The organism is Bacillus nitratireducens, from assembly GCF_036320425.1.
GTDB lineage: Bacteria > Bacillota > Bacilli > Bacillales > Bacillaceae_G > Bacillus_A > Bacillus_A nitratireducens.
This window is the reverse complement of the sequence record NZ_JAUMJO010000008.1, coordinates 192,356-213,402: the sequence shown is the minus strand read 5'-3', so window position 1 is coordinate 213,402 and position 21,047 is coordinate 192,356. Positions and strand designations below refer to the sequence as shown.

14 protein-coding genes, 16 tRNA genes and 2 rRNA genes are annotated in these 21,047 nt (G+C 34.8%); 30 read left to right on the top strand and 2 right to left on the bottom strand.

Going from position 1 to position 21,047, the window contains the following annotated elements:
* The 17 genes from Q3V31_RS25435 to Q3V31_RS25355 form a co-directional block, all read left to right on the top strand.
* A 23S ribosomal RNA gene (locus Q3V31_RS25435) occupies positions 1 to 91 on the top strand; the annotation flags it as partial.
* Positions 92 to 191: 100 nt separating this feature from the next.
* Positions 192 to 307, top strand: a 5S ribosomal RNA gene (rrf, locus tag Q3V31_RS25430).
* Between the two features lie 8 nt (positions 308 to 315).
* Positions 316 to 390: transfer RNA gene (locus Q3V31_RS25425), tRNA-Asn, on the top strand.
* A gap of 2 nt (positions 391 to 392) precedes the next feature.
* Positions 393 to 484, top strand: a tRNA-Ser gene (locus tag Q3V31_RS25420).
* A 17-nt stretch (positions 485 to 501) separates the two neighbouring features.
* A tRNA-Glu gene (locus tag Q3V31_RS25415) sits at positions 502 to 576 on the top strand.
* A gap of 5 nt (positions 577 to 581) precedes the next feature.
* A tRNA-Val gene (locus Q3V31_RS25410) sits at positions 582 to 657 on the top strand.
* A gap of 24 nt (positions 658 to 681) precedes the next feature.
* A tRNA-Met gene (locus tag Q3V31_RS25405) sits at positions 682 to 758 on the top strand.
* Positions 759 to 761: 3 nt separating this feature from the next.
* Positions 762 to 837: transfer RNA gene (locus Q3V31_RS25400), tRNA-Asp, on the top strand.
* A 9-nt stretch (positions 838 to 846) separates the two neighbouring features.
* A tRNA-Phe gene (locus Q3V31_RS25395) sits at positions 847 to 922 on the top strand.
* 18 nt (positions 923 to 940) lie between these two features.
* Positions 941 to 1,016: transfer RNA gene (locus Q3V31_RS25390), tRNA-Thr, on the top strand.
* A gap of 10 nt (positions 1,017 to 1,026) precedes the next feature.
* Positions 1,027 to 1,110, top strand: a tRNA-Tyr gene (locus Q3V31_RS25385).
* A gap of 7 nt (positions 1,111 to 1,117) precedes the next feature.
* Positions 1,118 to 1,191 (top strand) — tRNA-Trp (locus Q3V31_RS25380).
* A 19-nt stretch (positions 1,192 to 1,210) separates the two neighbouring features.
* A tRNA-His gene (locus Q3V31_RS25375) sits at positions 1,211 to 1,286 on the top strand.
* A gap of 63 nt (positions 1,287 to 1,349) precedes the next feature.
* Positions 1,350 to 1,424 (top strand) — tRNA-Gln (locus Q3V31_RS25370).
* 5 nt (positions 1,425 to 1,429) lie between these two features.
* Positions 1,430 to 1,504: transfer RNA gene (locus tag Q3V31_RS25365), tRNA-Gly, on the top strand.
* 14 nt (positions 1,505 to 1,518) lie between these two features.
* Positions 1,519 to 1,589: transfer RNA gene (locus Q3V31_RS25360), tRNA-Cys, on the top strand.
* 10 nt (positions 1,590 to 1,599) lie between these two features.
* Positions 1,600 to 1,681, top strand: a tRNA-Leu gene (locus Q3V31_RS25355).
* A 240-nt stretch (positions 1,682 to 1,921) separates the two neighbouring features.
* On the opposite strand, the gene Q3V31_RS25350 is transcribed toward Q3V31_RS25355, so the two are convergent.
* Positions 1,922 to 2,242 (bottom strand): DUF3884 family protein, encoded by a 321-nt coding sequence (locus tag Q3V31_RS25350; RefSeq protein ID WP_000682914.1) that lies wholly within the window; start codon positions 2,240 to 2,242, stop codon positions 1,922 to 1,924.
* A gap of 348 nt (positions 2,243 to 2,590) precedes the next feature.
* On the opposite strand from Q3V31_RS25350, the gene Q3V31_RS25345 reads away from it, so the two are divergent.
* From Q3V31_RS25345 to Q3V31_RS25285, 13 genes are all read left to right on the top strand, one after another.
* On the top strand, positions 2,591 to 3,310 hold the full coding sequence (locus Q3V31_RS25345) for a YebC/PmpR family DNA-binding transcriptional regulator (protein WP_016128625.1): 720 nt from the start codon (positions 2,591 to 2,593) through the stop codon (positions 3,308 to 3,310).
* A 148-nt stretch (positions 3,311 to 3,458) separates the two neighbouring features.
* Entirely contained in the window at positions 3,459 to 3,920 is a 462-nt protein-coding gene (locus tag Q3V31_RS25340; RefSeq protein WP_000400466.1) for an NUDIX hydrolase, read from the top strand.
* Between the two features lie 440 nt (positions 3,921 to 4,360).
* The gene (locus Q3V31_RS25335) at positions 4,361 to 5,137 is read left to right on the top strand and encodes a transglycosylase domain-containing protein (protein WP_000664693.1); all 777 of its coding nucleotides are present in this window, start codon (positions 4,361 to 4,363) and stop codon (positions 5,135 to 5,137) included.
* 187 nt (positions 5,138 to 5,324) lie between these two features.
* A complete protein-coding gene (locus Q3V31_RS25330; protein WP_000841326.1) occupies positions 5,325 to 5,975 on the top strand; it encodes a DsbA family protein in 651 nt (216 codons plus the stop codon).
* A 115-nt stretch (positions 5,976 to 6,090) separates the two neighbouring features.
* Positions 6,091 to 6,164, top strand: a tRNA-Gly gene (locus Q3V31_RS25325).
* A 200-nt stretch (positions 6,165 to 6,364) separates the two neighbouring features.
* Positions 6,365 to 7,507, top strand: a complete 1,143-nt coding sequence (gene queG, locus Q3V31_RS25320) for a tRNA epoxyqueuosine(34) reductase QueG (protein WP_000345233.1) — start codon at positions 6,365 to 6,367, stop codon at positions 7,505 to 7,507.
* Between the two features lie 44 nt (positions 7,508 to 7,551).
* The gene (locus Q3V31_RS25315; RefSeq protein WP_000260426.1) at positions 7,552 to 8,439 is read left to right on the top strand and encodes an amidase domain-containing protein; all 888 of its coding nucleotides are present in this window, start codon (positions 7,552 to 7,554) and stop codon (positions 8,437 to 8,439) included.
* Positions 8,440 to 8,497: 58 nt separating this feature from the next.
* Positions 8,498 to 8,986: a tRNA (uridine(34)/cytosine(34)/5-carboxymethylaminomethyluridine(34)-2'-O)-methyltransferase TrmL gene (gene trmL, locus Q3V31_RS25310; protein WP_000538149.1), complete on the top strand. Its 489-nt coding sequence runs from the start codon at positions 8,498 to 8,500 to the stop codon at positions 8,984 to 8,986.
* A gap of 125 nt (positions 8,987 to 9,111) precedes the next feature.
* Entirely contained in the window at positions 9,112 to 11,181 is a 2,070-nt protein-coding gene (locus Q3V31_RS25305; RefSeq protein ID WP_329767432.1) for a sensor domain-containing protein, read from the top strand.
* Positions 11,182 to 11,583: 402 nt separating this feature from the next.
* Positions 11,584 to 13,479, top strand: coding sequence for a PrkA family serine protein kinase (locus Q3V31_RS25300; protein ID WP_000353273.1), 1,896 nt, complete (start codon positions 11,584 to 11,586; stop codon positions 13,477 to 13,479).
* Between the two features lie 450 nt (positions 13,480 to 13,929).
* Positions 13,930 to 15,105 (top strand): sporulation protein YhbH, encoded by a 1,176-nt coding sequence (yhbH, locus tag Q3V31_RS25295; RefSeq protein ID WP_000503521.1) that lies wholly within the window; start codon positions 13,930 to 13,932, stop codon positions 15,103 to 15,105.
* A 128-nt stretch (positions 15,106 to 15,233) separates the two neighbouring features.
* Positions 15,234 to 18,290, top strand: a complete 3,057-nt coding sequence (locus tag Q3V31_RS25290) for an NEAT domain-containing protein (protein ID WP_329767429.1) — start codon at positions 15,234 to 15,236, stop codon at positions 18,288 to 18,290.
* Positions 18,291 to 18,446: 156 nt separating this feature from the next.
* A complete protein-coding gene (locus Q3V31_RS25285) occupies positions 18,447 to 19,310 on the top strand; it encodes a GNAT family N-acetyltransferase (RefSeq protein ID WP_329767428.1) in 864 nt (287 codons plus the stop codon).
* A 130-nt stretch (positions 19,311 to 19,440) separates the two neighbouring features.
* Here Q3V31_RS25285 and opuD read toward each other — a convergent pair whose 3' ends face one another.
* Positions 19,441 to 20,991 carry a glycine betaine transporter OpuD gene (opuD, locus tag Q3V31_RS25280; protein WP_000591600.1) on the bottom strand — a complete coding sequence of 517 codons (1,551 nt, stop codon included), beginning with the start codon at positions 20,989 to 20,991 and terminating at the stop codon, positions 19,441 to 19,443.
* Positions 20,992 to 21,047 lie beyond the last annotated feature (56 nt).

The window sequence follows — 21,047 nt, the reverse complement described above, 5'->3', positions numbered from 1 at the left end:
TCCCTGAAAGATGATCAGGTTGATAGGTTCGAGGTGGAAGCATGGTGACATGTGGAGCTGACGAATACTAATAGATCGAGGACTTAACCATATAATATGTAGCAATGTTATCTAGTTTTGAGAGAACATAAAAAACTTGTTGACTTTTGAAGTGAATAAGTTATAATAATGATTGTCTCAAAAGAATAATGTCTGGTAATGATGGCAGAGAGGTCACACCCGTTCCCATACCGAACACGGAAGTTAAGCTCTCTAGCGCCGATGGTAGTTGGGACCTTGTCCCTGTGAGAGTAGGACGTTGCCAGGCAATATTATTCCGCAGTAGCTCAGCGGTAGAGCTATCGGCTGTTAACCGATCGGTCGTAGGTTCGATTCCTACCTGCGGAGCCATTGGAGAGCTGTCCGAGTTGGCCGAAGGAGCACGATTGGAAATCGTGTATACGTCACAAGCGTATCAAGGGTTCGAATCCCTTGCTCTCCGCCATAGGATTTATGATATTTGGCCCGTTGGTCAAGTGGTTAAGACACCGCCCTTTCACGGCGGTAACACGGGTTCGAATCCCGTACGGGTCACCACTTTTGGAGGATTAGCTCAGCTGGGAGAGCACCTGCCTTACAAGCAGGGGGTCGGCGGTTCGATCCCGTCATCCTCCACCATATAAATTATATGAATAATATTGTCGCGGGGTGGAGCAGTACGGTAGCTCGTCGGGCTCATAACCCGAAGGTCGCAGGTTCAAATCCTGTCCCCGCAACCAAATGGTCCCGTGGTGTAGTGGTTAACATGCCTGCCTGTCACGCAGGAGATCGCCGGTTCGACCCCGGTCGGGACCGCCATTTTAATAAGGCTCGGTAGCTCAGTCGGTAGAGCAGAGGACTGAAAATCCTCGTGTCGGCGGTTCGATTCCGTCCCGAGCCACCATTTATTTTAATAAAATATGCCGGCTTAGCTCAATTGGTAGAGCAACTGACTTGTAATCAGTAGGTTGGGGGTTCAAGTCCTCTAGCCGGCACCATGTAAGTTTCGGAGGGGTAGCGAAGTGGCTAAACGCGGCGGACTGTAAATCCGCTCCTTCGGGTTCGGCAGTTCGAATCTGCCCCCCTCCACCATTTACATAGGGGCATAGTTTAAAGGTAGAACTGAGGTCTCCAAAACCTCCAGTGTGGGTTCGATTCCTACTGCCCCTGCCAAATATATATACACAACATGGCGGTTGTGGCGAAGTGGTTAACGCACCGGATTGTGGCTCCGGCATTCGTGGGTTCGATTCCCATCAGTCGCCCCATTTTTATTTTAAAAATTACAAATAATCTAATTGATACTTACATATAATTAAGTAAGAAATCGATGGGCTATAGCCAAGCGGTAAGGCAACGGACTTTGACTCCGTCATGCGCTGGTTCGAATCCAGCTAGCCCAGCCATTTTTGCGGAAGTAGTTCAGTGGTAGAATACAACCTTGCCAAGGTTGGGGTCGCGGGTTCGAATCCCGTCTTCCGCTCCATTTTAACTTCATATGGCGGCATAGCCAAGTGGTAAGGCAGAGGTCTGCAAAACCTTTACCACCGGTTCAAATCCGGTTGCCGCCTTTCTTATTGTGCCGATGTGGCGGAATTGGCAGACGCGCACGACTCAAAATCGTGTTCCTTCGGGAGTGTCGGTTCGACCCCGACCATCGGTATCAAGAACGGCGTAACATCAAGACTCTATACTAATTGTATAGAGTCTTTTTGTGTTTTCATTACACGACAAAATAAGCACTAATAGTGCGTAGGAGGTAGTGTGCGGTGGGTAAGCGACGAACTTTAGATACAGTTGGAAGAAACTATGAAGTACTAAAAGGATAAAACTGAACGTTCGGTTTTATCCTTTTATAGAATTTCAGTAGAATATTACATATACAATAATTTTTTCCAGCACTCTAGAGAGAATTTCTCCACCCAGGTGACATGAAGTTAAATCCGACACCACCAGTAGATATTAGTACATTATCAACGGTTAAGTTTGTAATTTCTAAAAACCTCTTTTCAAACTCTTCTCTGTTGTACTTGTACATAGTTGAGTGGCACGCCCACATTGGCGTTGAAGTACTCAACCAGTCCCCTAATTCCTTTAATTCAGGAAACAACTCAAATCGAATTGGTTCATCTAATTTCATGAATCTCACTTGATAGATAGTTGGGTTTAGCTTTTCTCCTATCCCTTTAAGACTATGTGCTTTTTTCTCATTTGAATGTTTCATAATTACTTTCCCCCATCTTTCCTTCAAATTTTTTCCTATTTTAATTATACAGCAATAGAAAGTGATTATAGGAATATTATGGGAATCGGTGATGTAAAAAGACTCTAACAGAAATGTTAGAGTCTTTTTTGTTAAATTATGTTACCTGATTCTAAAATTCGTAATAAACGTAGGAATTCATGTATAATATAACTTGTCGAAAGAACAAAATGATAGTAATTTATATTATGTCTGTAATATGAATCAAAAATGAACTTTTTATATTTCTTTTAAAAATGTGTTGAATACACATTATATTTCATATTAATATTTTTATGTAGATTTAAAATGGGAAAGAGAGTGGAAAGTATGGGTCGTAAATGGAATAATATTAAAGAAAAAAAAGCATCAAAAGATGCAAATACAAGCCGTATATACGCGAAGTTTGGACGTGAAATTTATGTGGCAGCAAAACAAGGCGAGCCAGATCCAGAATCAAACCAAGCGCTTAGAGTTGTATTAGAACGTGCGAAAACATACAACGTACCAAGAACAATTATTGATCGTGCAGTTGAAAAGGCAAAAGGCGGTTCAGAAGAAAATTATGATGAGCTTCGTTATGAAGGATTCGGACCAAACGGATCTATGGTAATTGTAGATACACTTACAAATAACGTAAACCGTACTGCAGCAGATGTACGAGCTGCATTTAGCAAAAACAGTGGTAACATGGGCGTAAACGGTTCTGTAGCTTATATGTTTGACGCGACAGCTGTTATTGGTCTTGAAGGTAAAACATCAGATGAAGTTCTTGAAATTTTAATGGAAGCAGATGTAGATGCACGTGACATTCTAGAAGAAGAAGAGTCTGTTATCGTTTATGCTGAACCTGATCAATTCCATTCCGTACAATCTGCACTTAAAGATGCTGGTGTTGAAGAATTTACAGTTGCAGAATTAACAATGCTTGCACAAAATGATGTAGAACTTCCTGAAGATGCTCAAGCACAATTTGAAAAAATGGTTGATGCATTAGAAGATTTAGAAGATGTACAGCAAGTTTACCACAACGTAGACTTAGGAGAATAATAAGACAGAAGATCCTTTCGTTTAACGAATAGGGTCTTTTTTTTGTGAAGTTAATTACGATGATGAATTATTAAAGGTGTTTTGTTGTAGTTATGGAATATGATTATAGATAGTATTTTAAATGATTGTATTTCTAGGAGGTATTTCTATGGAGCATAAAACACCAAAGCATATCGTTGCCGTAGCAGGCTATTTAACAAATGAAAAGAATGAGGTGCTTTTAACAAGAGTGCATTGGCGAGCGGATACGTGGGAAATGCCTGGGGGACAGGTAGAAGAAGGAGAAGCACTCGATCAAGCTGTTTGTAGGGAAATAAAGGAGGAAACAGGATTAACGGTAAAGCCTATCGGAATTACAGGTGTTTATTATAATGCTTCTATGCATATTTTAGCTGTTGTGTTTAAAGTGGCATATGTGAGTGGTGATATAAAAATTCAACCTGAAGAAATACAAGAGGCTAAGTTTATTGCTTTAAATGAAAAGAACATCGATGAGTATATAACGCGTCCTCATATGAAATCAAGAACTGTTGATGCGATGAGAGCAACGCATTTCATTCCATATGAAACGTGGGAAGTACAGCCATATAACCTTATAGGCAGGTTGTAAGAAAAGGGTAGCTATTTGAGATACACTCAAATAGCTACCCTTTTCTTATGTATATTACTTCAGAAAAAGGTCAAAATGATAATAAAGCTAGTATTGATTTTTAGAACGTTTGTTCTGTATAATGATGATATATCATATATAATTAGATTACTAGATGTTCAAAAATAGAAATTTATAGATGATATAATAAAAGAATAAAGTGGAATTAAGGAAGTATACTGCTCTTAATTTCTACGCTGCTATTGGTTATGAATGTTTTAAAATAATGTATATTCAACATTTCATATGAATAGTAGATAAAAAAGGACTGTGATACAATACATTTTTACACCTTACAATGTTGTAAGGTACGTGTAAGAGAAATCGATGGGATATTCTTTTACAACAAGGTATTCTTAAGTTAAGAGTTATATATGCTGTGTGGAAAAGAGGTGTTCGAGATGAAAGAACGAGTATTATCTAGAGTGAACTATCATCAAAAAGTTGCATTAAATCCATTAAATAAATTTCTTTATAAAGCCATTATATTATTATTATTGTTAAGTTTTGCATTATTATTCGTTGGAAATGTAATGATTGAGCGAAGTGATATTAGTAAATTACATGTACCTGCTAATTTAGAGGTGCCAGAATCATTAACACACGCATTTATTGCGACGGAAGATAAAAGATTTTATCATCATAACGGTTTAGACTATATAGCGATTATCAGGGCGTCTATTGAGAATATAAAAGCTGGTGGTGTTGTGCAAGGAGGAAGCACGATTACACAGCAGTTATCTAAAAATGCTTTCCTATCTAATGAACGTACATTTTCCCGTAAGTGGAAAGAAATTTTTTATACGAAAAAGATTGAACGTACATTCACAAAGGATGAGATATTAAAATTGTATGTAAGTAATATTTACTACGGAGAAGGCGCATGGGGGATTGAAAAAGCAGCAAACCTTTACTTCGGTAAAAAAGTGAATCAATTAACACTGGCTGAAAGTGCAATGATGGCTGCTGTAGTAAAAGCACCGGCTTATTACTCACCTGCACAAAATTATGATAAAGCAGTTGAGAGACGGAATGTAGTTTTAAGGTTAATGGAGAAAGAAGGCTATATAAATCATGATGAATATGTGCAAGCAGTTAGCGAGAAACTAGTAATTCGTCATGATATAAAAACAGAGCAATCCATGTTAAAAAATGCCCGTGAAAAAGCAGTAAGTTAAAAGAAGTTCCTATATAGGAGCTTCTTTTTTTGAATAATTTGTGACAAAAGACGACACAATATTGTCACAAATGTTGTATTTTTGTAATTTATGTGAGCGTGTTCATTGCGTGACCGATATAAGTGTTGATATTATGTGTATTGTGTACAATGCTGTATACAGAATATGAATTTAAAGAGGAATGTATATGAAATCAAATAAACTCATGGTTCTTGGTGTAGTTTTTTCTATCGCAGTATTGATTGTAATCGGAACAATTGCGTATAGCATCATAAATGACAAAAAAGATAAAGGGAATGAGATGTTTGCTTATTCTACGCAACAATCTTTAGGGAAAGATGATGCTCCAGTTAAGGTAGTTGAATTTGGAGACTTCAAATGTCCTGCTTGTCGTACTTGGGATGTAACAGTATTACCACGATTAAAAGAAGAATATATTGATAAAGGTAAAGTGCAGTTATATTTTATTAACTTCCCATTTATCGGAAAAGACTCTGATTTAGGTGCAGCTGCTGGTGAAGCGATTTATAAACAAGATCAAGATTCATTCTGGATTTTCTATGATGAGATTTATCAAAATCAAAAGAAAGATACGGAAGAATGGATTACAGAAGAATTACTTCTTAATATTGTGAAAGAAAAGCTTCCGAAAATTAATGTAGAACAGTTTAAAAAAGATTTACACAGTAAAGAAATGAAAGACAAAGTACGTAAAGATTCAGATCGTGCTCAAAAATTAAAAGTTCAAGGTGCTCCTTCAGTATATATAAATGGAAATCTTGCAAATCCTGATTTCGATAGTATGAAGAAGGCAATTGATAAAGAATTGAAAAAGTGATGAGTTATCTCATCACTTTTTCGACTTTTTTCGATAAAATTCTTGCTTCGTATTTTTTTACATGCTATACTACTTTACATAAGTTATTTTAATATCTTATATTTATTTCATATTTGCGGGTGTAGTTTAGTGGTAAAACAAGAGCCTTCCAAGCTCTGGTCGAGAGTTCGATTCTCTTCACCCGCTCCAAATTTTATTTAATGTTTTTCTAATAAATTGTGATCAACGCAGTGTTTCGTTTCTAAGATAAACGAGGCATTGCGTTTTTTAATGTTTGAAAAGCGTAATTGTATGCGAAAATAGAAGTAAAGAATAGTATTCCAAAAGTGAATTACTAACCAATATAGTCGTTACATAAGGGATAGATTCATCGGAGGAGGCGATAAAGAATGGATTTTGAACAATTAAAGCAAGAAGTAATTGCGTATAGTAAAACGATTGGTATAGATAAAATAGGGTTTGCTAGTGCATCACCATTTGAGGAATTAAAGCAACGATTAATCCAGCAGCAACAATTAAATTATCAGTCTGGATTCGAAGAGCCTGATATAGAGAAGAGAACGAATCCACAGCTTTTACTACCTGGTGCAAAATCAATCATTGCGATTGCTTTAGCGTACCCTTCAAAATTAAAAAATGCACCATTAAGTAAGCGTGGAGAACGCCGCGGGATTTTTTGTCGTGCTTCGTGGGGACAAGATTATCATCTCGTTTTACGAGATCGTTTGCAAAAGTTAGAGGCATATTTAATCGAGAAACTTCCGGATATAGAAGTGAAATCAATGGTCGATACAGGTGAACTAAGTGATCGAGCTGTATCAGAACGTGCCGGTATTGGATGGAGTGGTAAGAACTGCGCTATTATTACGCCGGAATTTGGTTCGTATGTATACTTAGGAGAAATGATTACGAACGTCCCATTCCCTCCGGATCAGCCAATAGAAGATCAATGTGGAAGTTGTACGAAGTGTATTGATATTTGTCCTACAGGTGCTTTAGTACAGGGTGGACAGTTAGACTCGAAGAAATGTATCGCATTTTTAACACAGACAAAAGGGTTTCTGCCTGAAGAATATCGCGATAAAATAGGAAACCGTATATATGGATGTGATACATGTCAGACTGTTTGTCCAAAAAATAAAGGAATGGATTTCCACAACCATCCTGAGATGGAGCCTGATCCTGAGTTAGTTAAACCGTTATTAACACCACTTTTAACAATTAGTAATCGTGATTTTAAAGAGAAGTATGGAATTATGTCTGGTTCATGGAGAGGTAAAAAACCATTGCAACGAAATGCTATTTTAGCACTTGCGCATTTTAAAGAAACAGCAGCAATTCCTGATTTAATCGGTGTTATGAAAGATGACCCAAGACCAGTACTTCGCGGAACAGCAGCATGGGCACTTGGGAAAATTGGCGGAGATGGAATAGGCGAAGCAATTGAAAAAGCGATGGAACGTGAGAAAGATGAAGAGGTTCTTCATGAAATGAATCGTGGACTTGAATTGTTAGCACAGAAAAAAGAGTAGATAATATCTCCCTTTTTCATATTGTAATATGGGAGGGAGACGAAATGGTTGTAAAAGCGAATATTGAAAAGCAAGTACAACAGTTTTTAGCATATATCACAGAGAAACGAACTGACGTGGATGGTATTGCTGAAGATTTATTACGAATGGTACAGAGAAAGAAACAATTGTTTCAAAAACGTAGTGCAGATATAGTGAAAGCAACTGCCGATATTTCTTTCATGAGACAATTAAATAGTAGTGAGCATCAAGAAATTGATTATCAAGTACACTTTAAATATTTAATTAAGCATAAAGAATTATTTTATATCGAAGAGGAACAATTAAAACGACGAGTTTGTCTGAAAAATAATCGTGTAATAGATGATTATGCTCTTGAGGTGTCAGAAGAAATAGGGATAGGTGAAAAGTTAGAACGAGAAGTCACGAAAGAAAAATACGGTTCATATCAATATAATCGTTTAGAGGCAGTGAAATATGCAGAGCGTTGGTGGGATGATCGCAATCCTGTATACCGTAATTTCCCTGATAATTGTACAAATTTCATTTCACAATGTCTGCACACTGGAGAAGTGCCAATGAACGGACATCCTAATATTCGTAAAGGGTGGTGGCAAAGGGGAAACCAATGGAGTTGGAGCTGGGCTGTAGCACACTCTTTTTATTGGTATTTGTCAGGTGCTACAACAGGGCTTCGGGCAGAAGCGGTAGAAAAGCCAGAAGACCTAATTCTTGGCGATGTAATTGCGTATGATTTTGAGGATGATGGTAGGTGGAATCATACGACAATTGTAGTAGCAAAGGACGCAGATGGTATGCCGCTTGTAAATGCACATTCAGCGAATAGCCGTCGGCGTTATTGGAATTATGAAGACTCTAGTAAATATACACCGCAAATGAAATATAAATTCTTTCATATTATTAATGGGTAGAGATTTTTCGTTCAAGTGGTATAATACGTAGTAGACAAAAAATAGAGGTGAATATCGCGTGGGAGTACATGTTGTTTTATATCAACCAGAAATTCCAGCAAATACAGGAAATATTGCACGTACGTGTGCAGCAACTGGAACAGAATTACATTTGATTAGACCGCTTGGATTTTCAACGGATGACAAAATGTTAAAGCGTGCAGGATTAGATTATTGGCAGCACGTAAAAGTTACGTATTATGATTCAATCGAAGAATTTTATGAGAAAAATAAAGATGGTGAATTCTTCTATTTAACAAAGTATGGCGAGAAAGCTCATACAGCATTTGATTATAGCAAACGTGAGAAGGATTACTATTTCGTGTTTGGAAGAGAAACAAATGGATTACCAGCTAATGTAATTGAAGAAAACTTCGATCATTGTTTACGTATTCCAATGACGGATAAAGTACGTTCATTAAATTTATCTAATACAGCAGCAATTTTAATTTATGAAGCGTTCCGTCAACAAAATTATCCAGGATTAGATTTAGAAATCGTTTATTAAAAGTCGCCATTTGGCGACTTTTTTATTTATTTTAGAAAATATGTAATCATACATTTTAAAAACGGTACATATTCATATAGAATGAGGTATATGAATAAAAATAGATAAGACAGGTTGAGATAAATATGAAGGAACAATATAACAATCAAAATACCTATTTAAGTATGATAGATATGGATTTAGTAAAACAGGGACTGCTACATGCTATTCAAGATTTAGTTTTTATTGTGAAAGTTATTGATGATGAAACTTTTAAATATATTTATGTGAATAAAATAGGAATGGATTATGCCAGGCTAGGAACAGAATGTTATGGAAAAACTTTTGCAGAAGTATTACCAGAAGATACGGCAAGGGTATTACAAAGGCAATATGCAAAAGTAATGAGAGAAGCGAGAGCAAATACATTTTGTGATGTAATTAGTTTACCAACTGGTAATATACATTATGAATCTTTACTTAATCCAGTATGTGATGTAAATGGAATATGTCAGTTTATTATTTGTATTACTAGGGATATTACAGCACAGGTTAAGGAAAAAGTGGAAATAGAAGAAAAACAAATGTTATTTAAGTCATTACTAGAATATAATAATGACTCCATTGTATCTGTAAATTCTATTGGGAGAATTACATATGCAAATCCAGCAACATATGAAATATTTGGATATCGATATGAAGAACTAAGTAATCAATTTGTTTTTCAGTTTATAAATAAGGAATATGAACAGGCTTTTCAAACTATATTTAAGGGGGTTTTACAAGGAAGAGCACAACAAATTGTTGCAAAGAAATATATTCATAAAGAAGGATATGAACTTTATATTTCCGTTAGGACAATCCCCATTATTGTGAATAGTGAAATCGTCGGGGTGTACATAGTTACGAGGGATGTTACAAGGCAAGTATTAAATGAGATGAAAACAGAATATTTGGCTTACTTCGATCAGTTAACAGGGTTAATGAATAGAATATCATGTACAAATAAACTAAATGAATTTTTAGCTGAGAATAAAAAATTCGCATTGGTTTTTATAGATTTGGATGAATTTCACCTTATTAATGATACATTTGGTCATAAAGAAGGAGATCAAGTCTTAAAAAAGGTTACTGAATGCTTACGAGACGTAAAAATAGAAGATATGCATTTATTTAGAGAACATGATGATCAATTTGTTATGTTAATAGAAAATATAACGAGAGAATGCGTAGAGGAAGTTGCACAAACAATACTAAAAAAAATTAGTGGGCATTTTGTACTAGAAGAAGAGGATGTTTATTTGAGTGCATCAATTGGGATTGTAATGGCCCCAGAAGATGGAATGGATGAAAAAATACTTTTCCAAAGAGTCGACGCAGCTTTGGAAAAAGCCAAGGAAAAAGGAAAAGGGTATTATCATTTTTATTGTAGTGGATTAGATTGTGAACGTGAACAAAGGTTTATAATAGAAAATCAGTTACATCGTGCTATAGAAAAAGATGAATTTTTCCTATATTATCAACCTCAAATTAATATTGAAACGGGAAAGATAGCCAGTATGGAAGCCTTAATAAGGTGGGAGAATAAGGAGCTAGGATTGGTCTCGCCAAATCAATTTATCCCGCTTGCTGAAAGAACAGGATTTATTATTAAACTTGATGAATGGGTAGTACATCAAGTGTGTGAACAAATACGTGAATGGTTAAATAAAGGGTATGAAGTTGTACCAATTGCAGTTAATATTTCAGCTAGACATTTTCGTTCTATTACATTGATAGAGATGATTACACGCGCTTTAAACAAGTACAATGTCCCACCTCATTTATTAGCAATAGAAGTTACAGAAGGGGCTCTTATACATAAAGATGTATCGAAAAGAGTGCTATTGCAGTTAAAAGAACAAAATTTAAAAATTCATTTAGATGACTTTGGAACGGGATATTCATCTTTAAGTTATTTAAAAACATATCCGATTGATACGTTAAAAATTGATCGTTCTTTTATGGAAGGTATATATATAGATGAAAGAGATACGAATATTACGGCTGCAATTATTCATTTAGCACATACTCTAGGATTAAATGTAATTGCAGAAGGAGTAGAAAAAGCGGAACAAATACAATTTTTAAAGGAAAAGAATGTGAAAATCGTACAAGGCTATTTTTATAATCGTCCTTTATCGATATACGATGTGGAAAATATTTATTTTAAATAGTTTATAAAAACAAGAAAAAAAGTGATGTGCTAAAAAGCACATCACTTTTTATGTGTACCTGGCGTATCGTTATAACCAGATGTGAAAATAGCTGTAAGAAATGTGAGTGATACACCTAAAATTAATAATAACTTCATACTAATTTCCTCCTTACTTTTTCGGTTTACGAATCTTATTTGTGAATCGAAATGTATGTAAGGTTCCTAGAAGAAAAGAATTTATTTACAATGAATAGTAGCGTGAAAACGTTAATACCCTTATTATACAGAATTTTCTTTGAATTTTGGAGAGAATTTTATAGAGCTATTATATATTTCGTTTTGATTTAAAGAATGTTTAAGGACATCCTAGCATACCTTTTATAATAATCCGATTGAACAAGGAGATGGGGGAGGAGCTATAATGGATATTCTAAAAAAGATTGAACAGCATCGAGCAGCAGAAGAACGTTTACAATGGGAAGGTACGTTTGCGGAGTATTTGGAGCTTGTGAAAGAAAGACCATGGGTGGCTCAAACAGCACACTCTCGCATTTACAATATGATAAAAGATGCCGGAATTGAAGAAGTTGATGGTAGAAGAAAATATAATTTCTTTAGTAATCAGCTGTTTGGATTAGAGGATGCGTTAGAACGCCTTGTAGAAGAATATTTTCATCCATCTGCAAAACGATTAGATGTTAGAAAACGTATTTTATTATTAATGGGTCCTGTTAGTGGTGGTAAATCAACTTTAGTTACGATGTTGAAACGAGGATTAGAAACATATTCACGTACAGATCGAGGGGCTATTTTCGCAATTAAAGGTTGCCCAATGCATGAAGATCCATTGCATTTAATTCCGCACCATTTACGTGATGACTTCTTTGATGAGTATGGAGTAAGAATTGAAGGGAATTTATCACCATTAAATGTGATGCGTTTAGAGCAAGAATATGGATCAAGAATTGAGGATGTAGTTGTAGAGCGTATTTTCTTCTCTGAAGATCGCCGTACAGGGATTGGTACATTTAGTCCATCTGATCCAAAATCACAAGATATTGCCGATTTAACAGGTAGTCTAGACTTTTCTACGATTGCAGAATATGGTTCAGAATCAGATCCTCGTGCGTACCGATTTGATGGAGAATTAAATAAGGCGAACCGAGGTATGATGGAGTTCCAGGAAATGTTAAAGTGTGATGAGAAGTTTTTATGGCACTTATTATCACTTACACAAGAGGGGAATTTCAAAGCAGGTAGATTTGCGCTTATTTCAGCAGATGAATTAATTGTAGCGCATACGAATGAAACAGAGTATCGCTCCTTTATAGCAAATAAGAAAAATGAAGCATTGCACTCAAGAATTATTGTAATGCCAGTTCCTTATAACTTACGAGTTAGTGAAGAAGAACATATTTATGAAAAAATGATTCGTGAAAGTGACGTGTCCAATGTTCACATTGCACCGCATACACTTCGAGTTGCAGCAATGTTCACTATTTTAACTCGTTTAAAAGATCCGAAGCGTCCGGATATTGATTTAATTAAAAAGATGCGTTTATATGATGGAGAAACGGTAGAAGGTTATAATGCGATTGATGTAGAAGAATTGCAACGTGAATATCAAGATGAAGGTATGAAAGGTATTGATCCTCGTTATGTTATTAACCGAATTTCTTCTACAATTATTCGAAAAGAGGTACCATCTATTAATGCACTAGATGTACTTAGATCGCTAAAAGACGGGTTGGATCAACATCCATCAATTAGTAATGAAGATCGAGAGCGTTATATGAATTTCATCTCATTAGCGAGAAAAGAATACGATGAAATTGCTAAGAAAGAAGTACAAAAAGCGTTTGTTTATTCATACGAAGAATCAGCTAAGACACTCATGGATAACTACTTAGATAACGTTGAAGCGTATTGTAATAAATCAAAATTACGTGATCCGTTAACGGGAGAAGAAATGAGCCCAGATGAAAAACTTATGCGTTCGATTGAAGAGCAAATTGGAATTTCAGAAAATGCTAAGAAAGCATTCCGTGAAGAAATTTTAATTCGAATTTCTGCTTATGCCCGTAAAGGAAAGCGCTTTGATTATAATTCACATGAACGTCTTCGTGAAGCGATTCAGAAAAAACTATTTGCTGATTTAAAAGATATAGTGAAAATTACAACATCAACGAAAACACCAGATGAAAATCAGCTTAAGAAAATCAATGATGTTGTTGCACGCTTAATTGATGAGCATGGATATAATTCTTCATCTGCGAATGAATTGTTACGTTATGTAGGTAGTTTGTTAAATCGATAGTTTGATAACAAAACGCTGTCTCTTGTTCTTGGGACGGCGTTTTGTTATCTATTGATACTTGTAAAAAGTGTCATAGCTTGTCCAAATATAATAAATTAAGATGCGATTTTATGAATTTATTGTCAATTATTTTTACAATATGCATATGATAGAGTAACCAACCATTCATACGAAAAAAGCCAACACAATACAATATGTTGCAATACGAAAATGTGTGCAACAATGCATTGTGTTTCTTTCTTATCAACGGCTGAATGTTTCTTTCTATTATGTGAGTGGCAAAATTTTGTTTAGGATGCTCGGAGTATTGTATGAAAAACGCTATATATGTTTATGGGATGATTTTCAATGGGCAGTTACCTTTCAAATATTCTAGCTTGGCATATTACAGAACAAAATTTATAGATTGCTGTTCATAGAGGAAGACAATTACAGTAAGGAGGGAAAGGAATGGGCGAAGAAAACCAACCAAATTATACGATTTCACAGGAAAACTGGTCCCTCCATCGCAAAGGATATGACGACCAACAACGCCATCAAGAAAAAGTGCAGGAGGCAATCAAAAATAATTTACCAGACCTTGTAACAGAAGAAAGTATAGTTATGTCTAATGGCAAGGATGTTGTGAAAATACCGATTCGTTCTTTAGATGAATATAAGATTAGATACAATTATGATAAAAATAAACATGTTGGGCAAGGAAACGGTGACAGCAAAGTTGGTGATGTCGTTGCGAGGGATGGATCAGGTGGTCAAAAGCAAAAAGGACCAGGAAAAGGGCAAGGGGCAGGAGATTCAGCTGGGGAAGATTATTATGAAGCGGAAGTCTCAATTTTAGAATTAGAGCAAGCGTTTTTCAAAGAATTAGAGCTGCCGAATTTAAAGAGGAAAGAAATGGATGAAAACAGGATTGAGCACATTGAATTTAATGACATTAGAAAAACAGGATTATGGGGAAACATTGATAAGAAACGAACGATGATATCTGCATATAAACGAAATGCAATGGGCGGCAAAGCATCCTTCCACCCGATTCACCAAGAAGATTTAAAGTTCCGTACTTGGAATGAGGTGTTAAAGCCAGATTCGAAAGCCGTTGTATTAGCGATGATGGATACGAGTGGATCGATGGGAATATGGGAGAAGTATATGGCACGTAGCTTCTTCTTTTGGATGACAAGATTTTTGCGCACAAAGTATGAAACGGTAGATATTGAGTTTATTGCCCATCATACAGAGGCAAAAGTAGTTACAGAAGAAGAGTTCTTTTCAAAAGGAGAAAGTGGCGGAACGATCTGTTCTTCCGTATACAAAAAAGCACTTGAGCTAATCGATAATAAATATTCACCAGACCGCTATAATATTTATCCATTCCATTTTTCAGACGGTGATAATTTAACTTCGGATAATGCTAGATGTGTAAAGCTTGTTGAAGAGCTGATGAAAAAATGTAATATGTTTGGGTATGGGGAAGTGAATCAATACAACCGCCACAGTACGCTGATGTCAGCCTATAAAAATATTAAAGATGAGAATTTCAGATATTATATTTTAAAGCAAAAAGCAGATGTATTCCATGCGATGAAGAGCTTCTTTAAAGAAGAATCAGGTGAAAAGATGGCATAATCCCTTTTAAAGGGATTATTTTTTTGTAAACTTTTTATTTTTTTAGTTGACAATGATAATGAAAATCATTATCATTTATTCAAGAAATGATAATATTTGGATTTATAGATTTTGGAGGAGATGTAAAGTTGAAAAAAACTAAAAGAAAACATATCAATGCAATGCTAGTGGCGGCAGCCTTAGCGCTACCGTTTGCTGTGTATTCAACACCTGCTTTAGCAGCGGTAGCAATCGAGGCTAATAAAACGGGGTATGCTTTAGAAGATGGTACATATGATGCTGTTATTAAAGCGTATAAAGATAAAACGAATGAAGAGTCTATGGCAGCTGTTTATATAAAGGATCCTAAGTTAACGATTGAGAATGGAAAGAAAATTGTAACGGCAACGTTAAGTGAGAGTGATTTCTTCAAATACTTGAAAACAGAAGATATTCATACTCCTGGTGTGTTTCATGATGTAAAAGTAATATCAGAAGATAAAAAGAAAAATGGAACGAAAGTGATTCAGTTTGAAGTAGGGGAATTAGGAAAGAGGTATAATATGCAAATGCATATTTATATTCCGACAATGGCCTATGATAATAAGTATCAAGTGCAATTTGAAGTAAATACATTGAATTTAGAAAACAATGTTCCAGAAGAACAAAAGGAAAATAAAGAGGATAAAGTGGATCAACAAGATGAAAGTGGAAATGTAATAGTAGATAAGCAATTACAAATGCATATTAATAAATATAACTTGAATAGAGAGAATCTAAATACGCCAATAACTAAGGAAGATTTATTAAAAGTTAAATCTTTAATAGTTGTTGAGGCAAAAAGTAAAGGGATAAAAGATGTAAGCGGTCTAGAATATATGACGAACTTAGAAAACTTAACGTTGGAAGAAGTTAAGTTAGACAATATGCAGTTTATCTCGAAGTTGAGACAGTTGAAATCAGTAAATATAACTTATAGTGAACTTCAAAATATTGAACCTTTGGCTGAGTTAGAGAATATTGAGAATTTAAGTTTAAGAAACAATAAAATTTCAGATGTAAGCCCATTGAGTCAAATGAAGAAGATTAAAATATTAGATTTAAATAGTAATGATATAAAAGATATAACACCATTGTTTACAGTAACTTCTTTAAGGACTCTAACTTTGGCAAATAATCAAATTAGTAATGCTAATCTTGCTGGGATTGAGCAATTGAAAAATGTGAAAAATTTATCTTTAAGTAACAATGGACTTACTAATATCGAGCATATTACCTCAATGAAAAAATTAGTGGAGTTAGACCTTTCTAAAAATGAATTAAAAAACATCGAACCTTTATTAAGATTATCTACTGTACAATCACTTAATTTAGAGGAAAACTATATTTCAGATATAACGCCACTTAGTCAATTAACAGGTTTATATGATTTAAAGCTGGGTTCGAATGAAATTCGTGATGTTAGACCTGTTCAAGAATTAGGAAAAAGAATGTATATCGATATTCAAAGACAAAAAATCTTTTTAGATGAAGCAGGCGTGGATGAAGAAATAAAAATTCCAATATACAATCTTAAAGGAGAAACACTTCAAAATATTTATGTGAAAAGTGAAGAGGCTACTCTGAATAACGGGTTTATAAAATGGAATAGTCCTGGAGAAAAAATATATGAATTCAAACTAGATACGAATTCTGCTGAAAGTAAAATAAGATTTAATGGGACGGTTATACAAAGTATAGTTGAAAAACAAACAGAAAGTAAAAATGTAATTCTTGATGGAAATTTACAACAGCATATTAATAAAAAGAATTTTGGTAGAGAGAATCTAAATGCCCCTATAACAAAAGAAGATTTATTACAGATTAAAACTTTAGAGATACTTAAAGAAAAAGGAAAAGAGATAAAAGATCTAACTGGTTTAGAATACATGACGAACTTAGAAAACCTCACTTTAGAAGGAGTAGGGTTGAAAAATATTGAGTTCATTTCAAACTTGAAACAATTGAAAGAGGTGAATGTATCTCATAATAAAATTGAAGATATAACGCCGTTATCTTCACTGGAAAATTTACAGTGGTTAAACCTTGCGGATAATCATATTAAAGATGTATCAGTTCTTGGTTCAATGTTAGACCTACTCAGTTTAAAATTAGCTGGAAATGAGATTCGTGATGTAAGGCCGTTAATACAATTAGGTCAATGGTTTTCAATTGATGTTGGAAGACAAAAAATCATTTTAAATGAAGCAAAAGTAAATGAAGAAATTCAAGTTCCCGTATATGATTTAGAAGGAGAAACTATTGAGAATATTAAACTAACAAGTGAGGGTGGAACGTTTAATAACGGAGTAATGAAATGGAGTACTCCAGGTGAAAAGGTATATAAATTTGATTTAGATTCGGATGAAACTAGTATAAGTTTTAACGGAACAGTAATCCAGAATATAGTTGAAAAAGAAGAAGTAAAAGAACCAACAACGGAAGTTGAAGGGTCAAAAGAAGAAGTAAAAGAACCAACAACGGAAGTTGAAGGGTCAAAAGAAGAAGTAAAAGAACCAACAACGGAAGTTGAAGAAGCAAAAGAAGAAGTAAAAGAACCAACAACGGAAGTTGAAGGGTCAAAAGAAGAAGTAAAAGGACCAACAACGGAAGTTGAAGAAGCAAAAGAAGAAGTAAAAGAACCAACAACGGAAGTTGAAGGGTCAAAAGAAGAAGTAAAAGAACCAACAACGGAAGTTGAAGAAGTAAAAGAACCAACAACGGAAGTTGAAGAAGTAAAAGAACCAACGACAGAAGTTGAAGAAACGAAAGAAGAAGTAAAAGAACCAACGACAGAAGTTGAAGAATCAAAAGAACCAGCAAAAGAAGCTGAAGGCTCGAAAGAAGAAGTGAAAGAGCTAACAACAGAGGTTGAAGGGGCGAAAGAAAAAGAAGTAGCACGAGAGATTGAAAAATTGAAAGAAGAAATAAACCAATCCACAGTAGTTCAAGAACAAAACGTGAATAATCAGGTTGTGACAGAAAAAGTAGTAGAGAATCAAAGCATGAAAGAAAATGAACCAGTTGTTAATAAACAAGAAGAAAGTAAGAAATCGCTAGGAGCAACAGGTGGACAAGCGAATACATCAACGTTACTTTCAGGCGTAGCATTAGTTCTTTCAGCACTGAGTATGTTTGTATTTAGAAAGAGATTATTTAAGAAATAAAAACGTTTTATCTTATTATAATGTAAAATAATTATATAAATTTTTGAGAAGACATTATCATGGCGATTTTATTTTGAAATATGCTTATGATGATGTCTTTTTTTAGAAGGATATAAATGGAGAAAGTGTAAATGTATTAGAGAAGGAGGAGAGATTATGCATGTTAGTTCTATTTTGAAAATTGAAGAGGTGGCATCATTTATTGCGAATATGAATAAAGATGCTACGCATCATGTTGGTTATTGTGGAGATGAGAAAGAGGAGTTATTACAGACAATTATCCATGATTTTTCTGATATAGGCTGGGAACAATCTTTTGCTGTTACTTATGAAAATAATAAAATAATAGGTGTATTAGGATTTGATGTGGATGAAGTAAAAAAATGTGCAGAAATATGGGGGCCTTTTATTATTGCAGAGAATTGGAAAGAAGTTGCTTTACATATGTGGAAGGAACTTATAGAAAAGGTGCCTTTTCATATTGAGAAATTTTATGGTTTTTATCATGTAGAAAATAATAATTGTGCCCGCTTAATGAAGGATTTACATGCTAAAGAACAAGATCGACATAGTATTTTCATTTTAAATAATATTGCGGGACAACGTATTATATGTAATGTAGAAGAAGCTTTACCAAAAGTATTTGAGCAGTTTATCGCTTTGCACAATAATGTTTTCCCTAATACATATTATGAAGGAAATGAAATTATCGAACGTTTAAGTGATACGAATAAATTATTTGTAAGTATGAAGAATGATAAGTTAGAAGGTTATGTATATGTTGAAGTAAATCCGGAGTTTCAAGAAGCGAATATAGAATTTATTGCAACCACTGAAAATAGTAGAAGAAAAGGTGTTGGAGAGCGGTTATTACAAGGTGCAATTCAGTATATTTTCTCCTTTCAAGGGATGAGAGAGATAGAACTATGTTTGAATACGAATAATGATCGTGCGATGAAGTTGTACAAGAAAGTAGGTTTTGAGGAGAAAGCATGTTTACAGCACTATATAATAGAGTAAAAACCCATTCGTATGAAAATTATATTTCATACGAATGGGTTTTATTTAATTTACTTTGCCGCCCTCAGTAATAACGGATTCAGGATTAATTTGAGGACCGAATACCCCCATTGAGAAGAGGTGCTAATTGTTACATAACCTTTTTTATTTTTTGCGGAACTTCTTTTGTTTGCGAATTAACATCTTCTTTTCTCAGCTCTTTAAAGAGCGAAGTAACCATAAGAACGACTACGATAGAAAATGGTAGAGCTGCGATTATAGCTGCAATTTGTAGTGCATTTAGTCCTCCTGCTTGTAATAAAATAGCTGCAATTATCGCGATTGTTAATCCCCATATAAGTTTTAAACTGTTTTTCGGTGATAAGCTTCCGTTACTCGTTTGCATTGAAACAACAAATGTTGCCGAGTCGGCAGAAGTAACGAAAAATGTGGCTACTAAAATTAACCCGATAATTGTTAAAAATGTAGAGAATGGTAGGTGTGAAATAACAGCAAATAATCCAATCTCTGTACCATTTTTTGCGATTTCATCAGCTATTCCAAGCGATTGGAACATTTCCATATGGATAGCGGTACCACCAAATACTGCAAACCAAAATGTACAGATAAGAGTTGGAACTAATACAACTCCAAAAATAAATTCTTTTATTGTGCGCCCTTTAGAAATACGGGCGATGAATGTACCAACGAATGGAGACCAAGAGATCCACCATCCCCAATAAAAAATAGTCCAGTTTTCAATCCACGAAGAAGATTTTTCATTAAATGCTCCTAAATTTAATCCCATACTAGGTAAAGCCCCAATATAAGAACCGAGTGTAGATGTGAAATATTTCATAATAAATACGGTTGGTCCTAAAAGTAAAAAGGAGACGAGTAAAATACCTGCAAGAGAGAAATTTAAGTTACTCAAATATTTAATCCCACGATCTAAGCCAGTTTGTGCACTTGTTAAATATAAAACAGCGAAGATGGCGATAAGTACAAGCTGTGTAAGTAAAGTGTTATGAATAGAAGGGAATAAATAGCTTAATCCTCCGGCGATTTGTTGAGCACCGATCCCAACAGATGGCACAATACCGAATACTGTGGCTAAAACAGCTAAAATATCGACTGTTTTTCCGATAGGAGAATTTTTCGATCGATTAAATAATGGAGTAACTGTAGCCCCAATTGTGCTACCTTTTTGTTTGCGGAACGTGAAATATGCAATTGTTAAAGCAACCATCGCGTATAGTGACCACGGAAAGAGTCCCCAGTGGAAAAATGAATATTGCATAGCGAGCTTGGCGCTTTCTTCTGTGCCTGCTTTTCCTGTTAATGGATCTGTAAAATGTGAAATCGGTTCAGTAATTCCGTAAAAGAGGAGTCCAATTCCCATTCCTGCCCCAAACAACATGGATAGCCAAGATGGATAACTATACTTTGGTTTTTCTCCATCTTTACTAAGACGAATAGATCCATACTTAGAAAATGCTAAATAAGTAGCTAAAATAAGCATTGAGGTCATAAGTAGAGAGTAAAACCATCCAAATTTATTGAGAATGAATGAGTTTAAAGAAGATGTAACGCTTTGTAAATCATAGCCTTGTATCCAACTTGCCGGGGTAATTCCCCATATGATGAATAATGTTGTTAGCAAGATGGAGATATAGAATACACTGTTCTCTTTTTTTATCATAGAATCCCACCCTTATTTAATAAAGTTAACAATTATATTAATCATAACAATTAAAG

Bases quoted from the DNA above. Each gene is read 5' to 3' on its own strand.
- Q3V31_RS25350 (WP_000682914.1), bottom strand. From the start codon at position 2,242: ATGAAACATTCAAATGAGAAAAAAGCACATAGTCTTAAAGGGATAGGA.
- Q3V31_RS25345 (WP_016128625.1), top strand. From the start codon at position 2,591: ATGGGTCGTAAATGGAATAATATTAAAGAAAAAAAAGCATCAAAAGAT.
- Q3V31_RS25340 (WP_000400466.1), top strand. From the start codon at position 3,459: ATGGAGCATAAAACACCAAAGCATATCGTTGCCGTAGCAGGCTATTTA.
- Q3V31_RS25335 (WP_000664693.1), top strand. From the start codon at position 4,361: ATGAAAGAACGAGTATTATCTAGAGTGAACTATCATCAAAAAGTTGCA.
- Q3V31_RS25330 (WP_000841326.1), top strand. From the start codon at position 5,325: ATGAAATCAAATAAACTCATGGTTCTTGGTGTAGTTTTTTCTATCGCA.
- queG (WP_000345233.1), top strand. From the start codon at position 6,365: ATGGATTTTGAACAATTAAAGCAAGAAGTAATTGCGTATAGTAAAACG.
- Q3V31_RS25315 (WP_000260426.1), top strand. From the start codon at position 7,552: ATGGTTGTAAAAGCGAATATTGAAAAGCAAGTACAACAGTTTTTAGCA.
- Q3V31_RS25305 (WP_329767432.1), top strand. From the start codon at position 9,112: ATGAAGGAACAATATAACAATCAAAATACCTATTTAAGTATGATAGAT.
- Q3V31_RS25300 (WP_000353273.1), top strand. From the start codon at position 11,584: ATGGATATTCTAAAAAAGATTGAACAGCATCGAGCAGCAGAAGAACGT.
- yhbH (WP_000503521.1), top strand. From the start codon at position 13,930: ATGGGCGAAGAAAACCAACCAAATTATACGATTTCACAGGAAAACTGG.
- Q3V31_RS25285 (WP_329767428.1), top strand. From the start codon at position 18,447: ATGCATGTTAGTTCTATTTTGAAAATTGAAGAGGTGGCATCATTTATT.
- opuD (WP_000591600.1), bottom strand. From the start codon at position 20,991: ATGATAAAAAAAGAGAACAGTGTATTCTATATCTCCATCTTGCTAACA.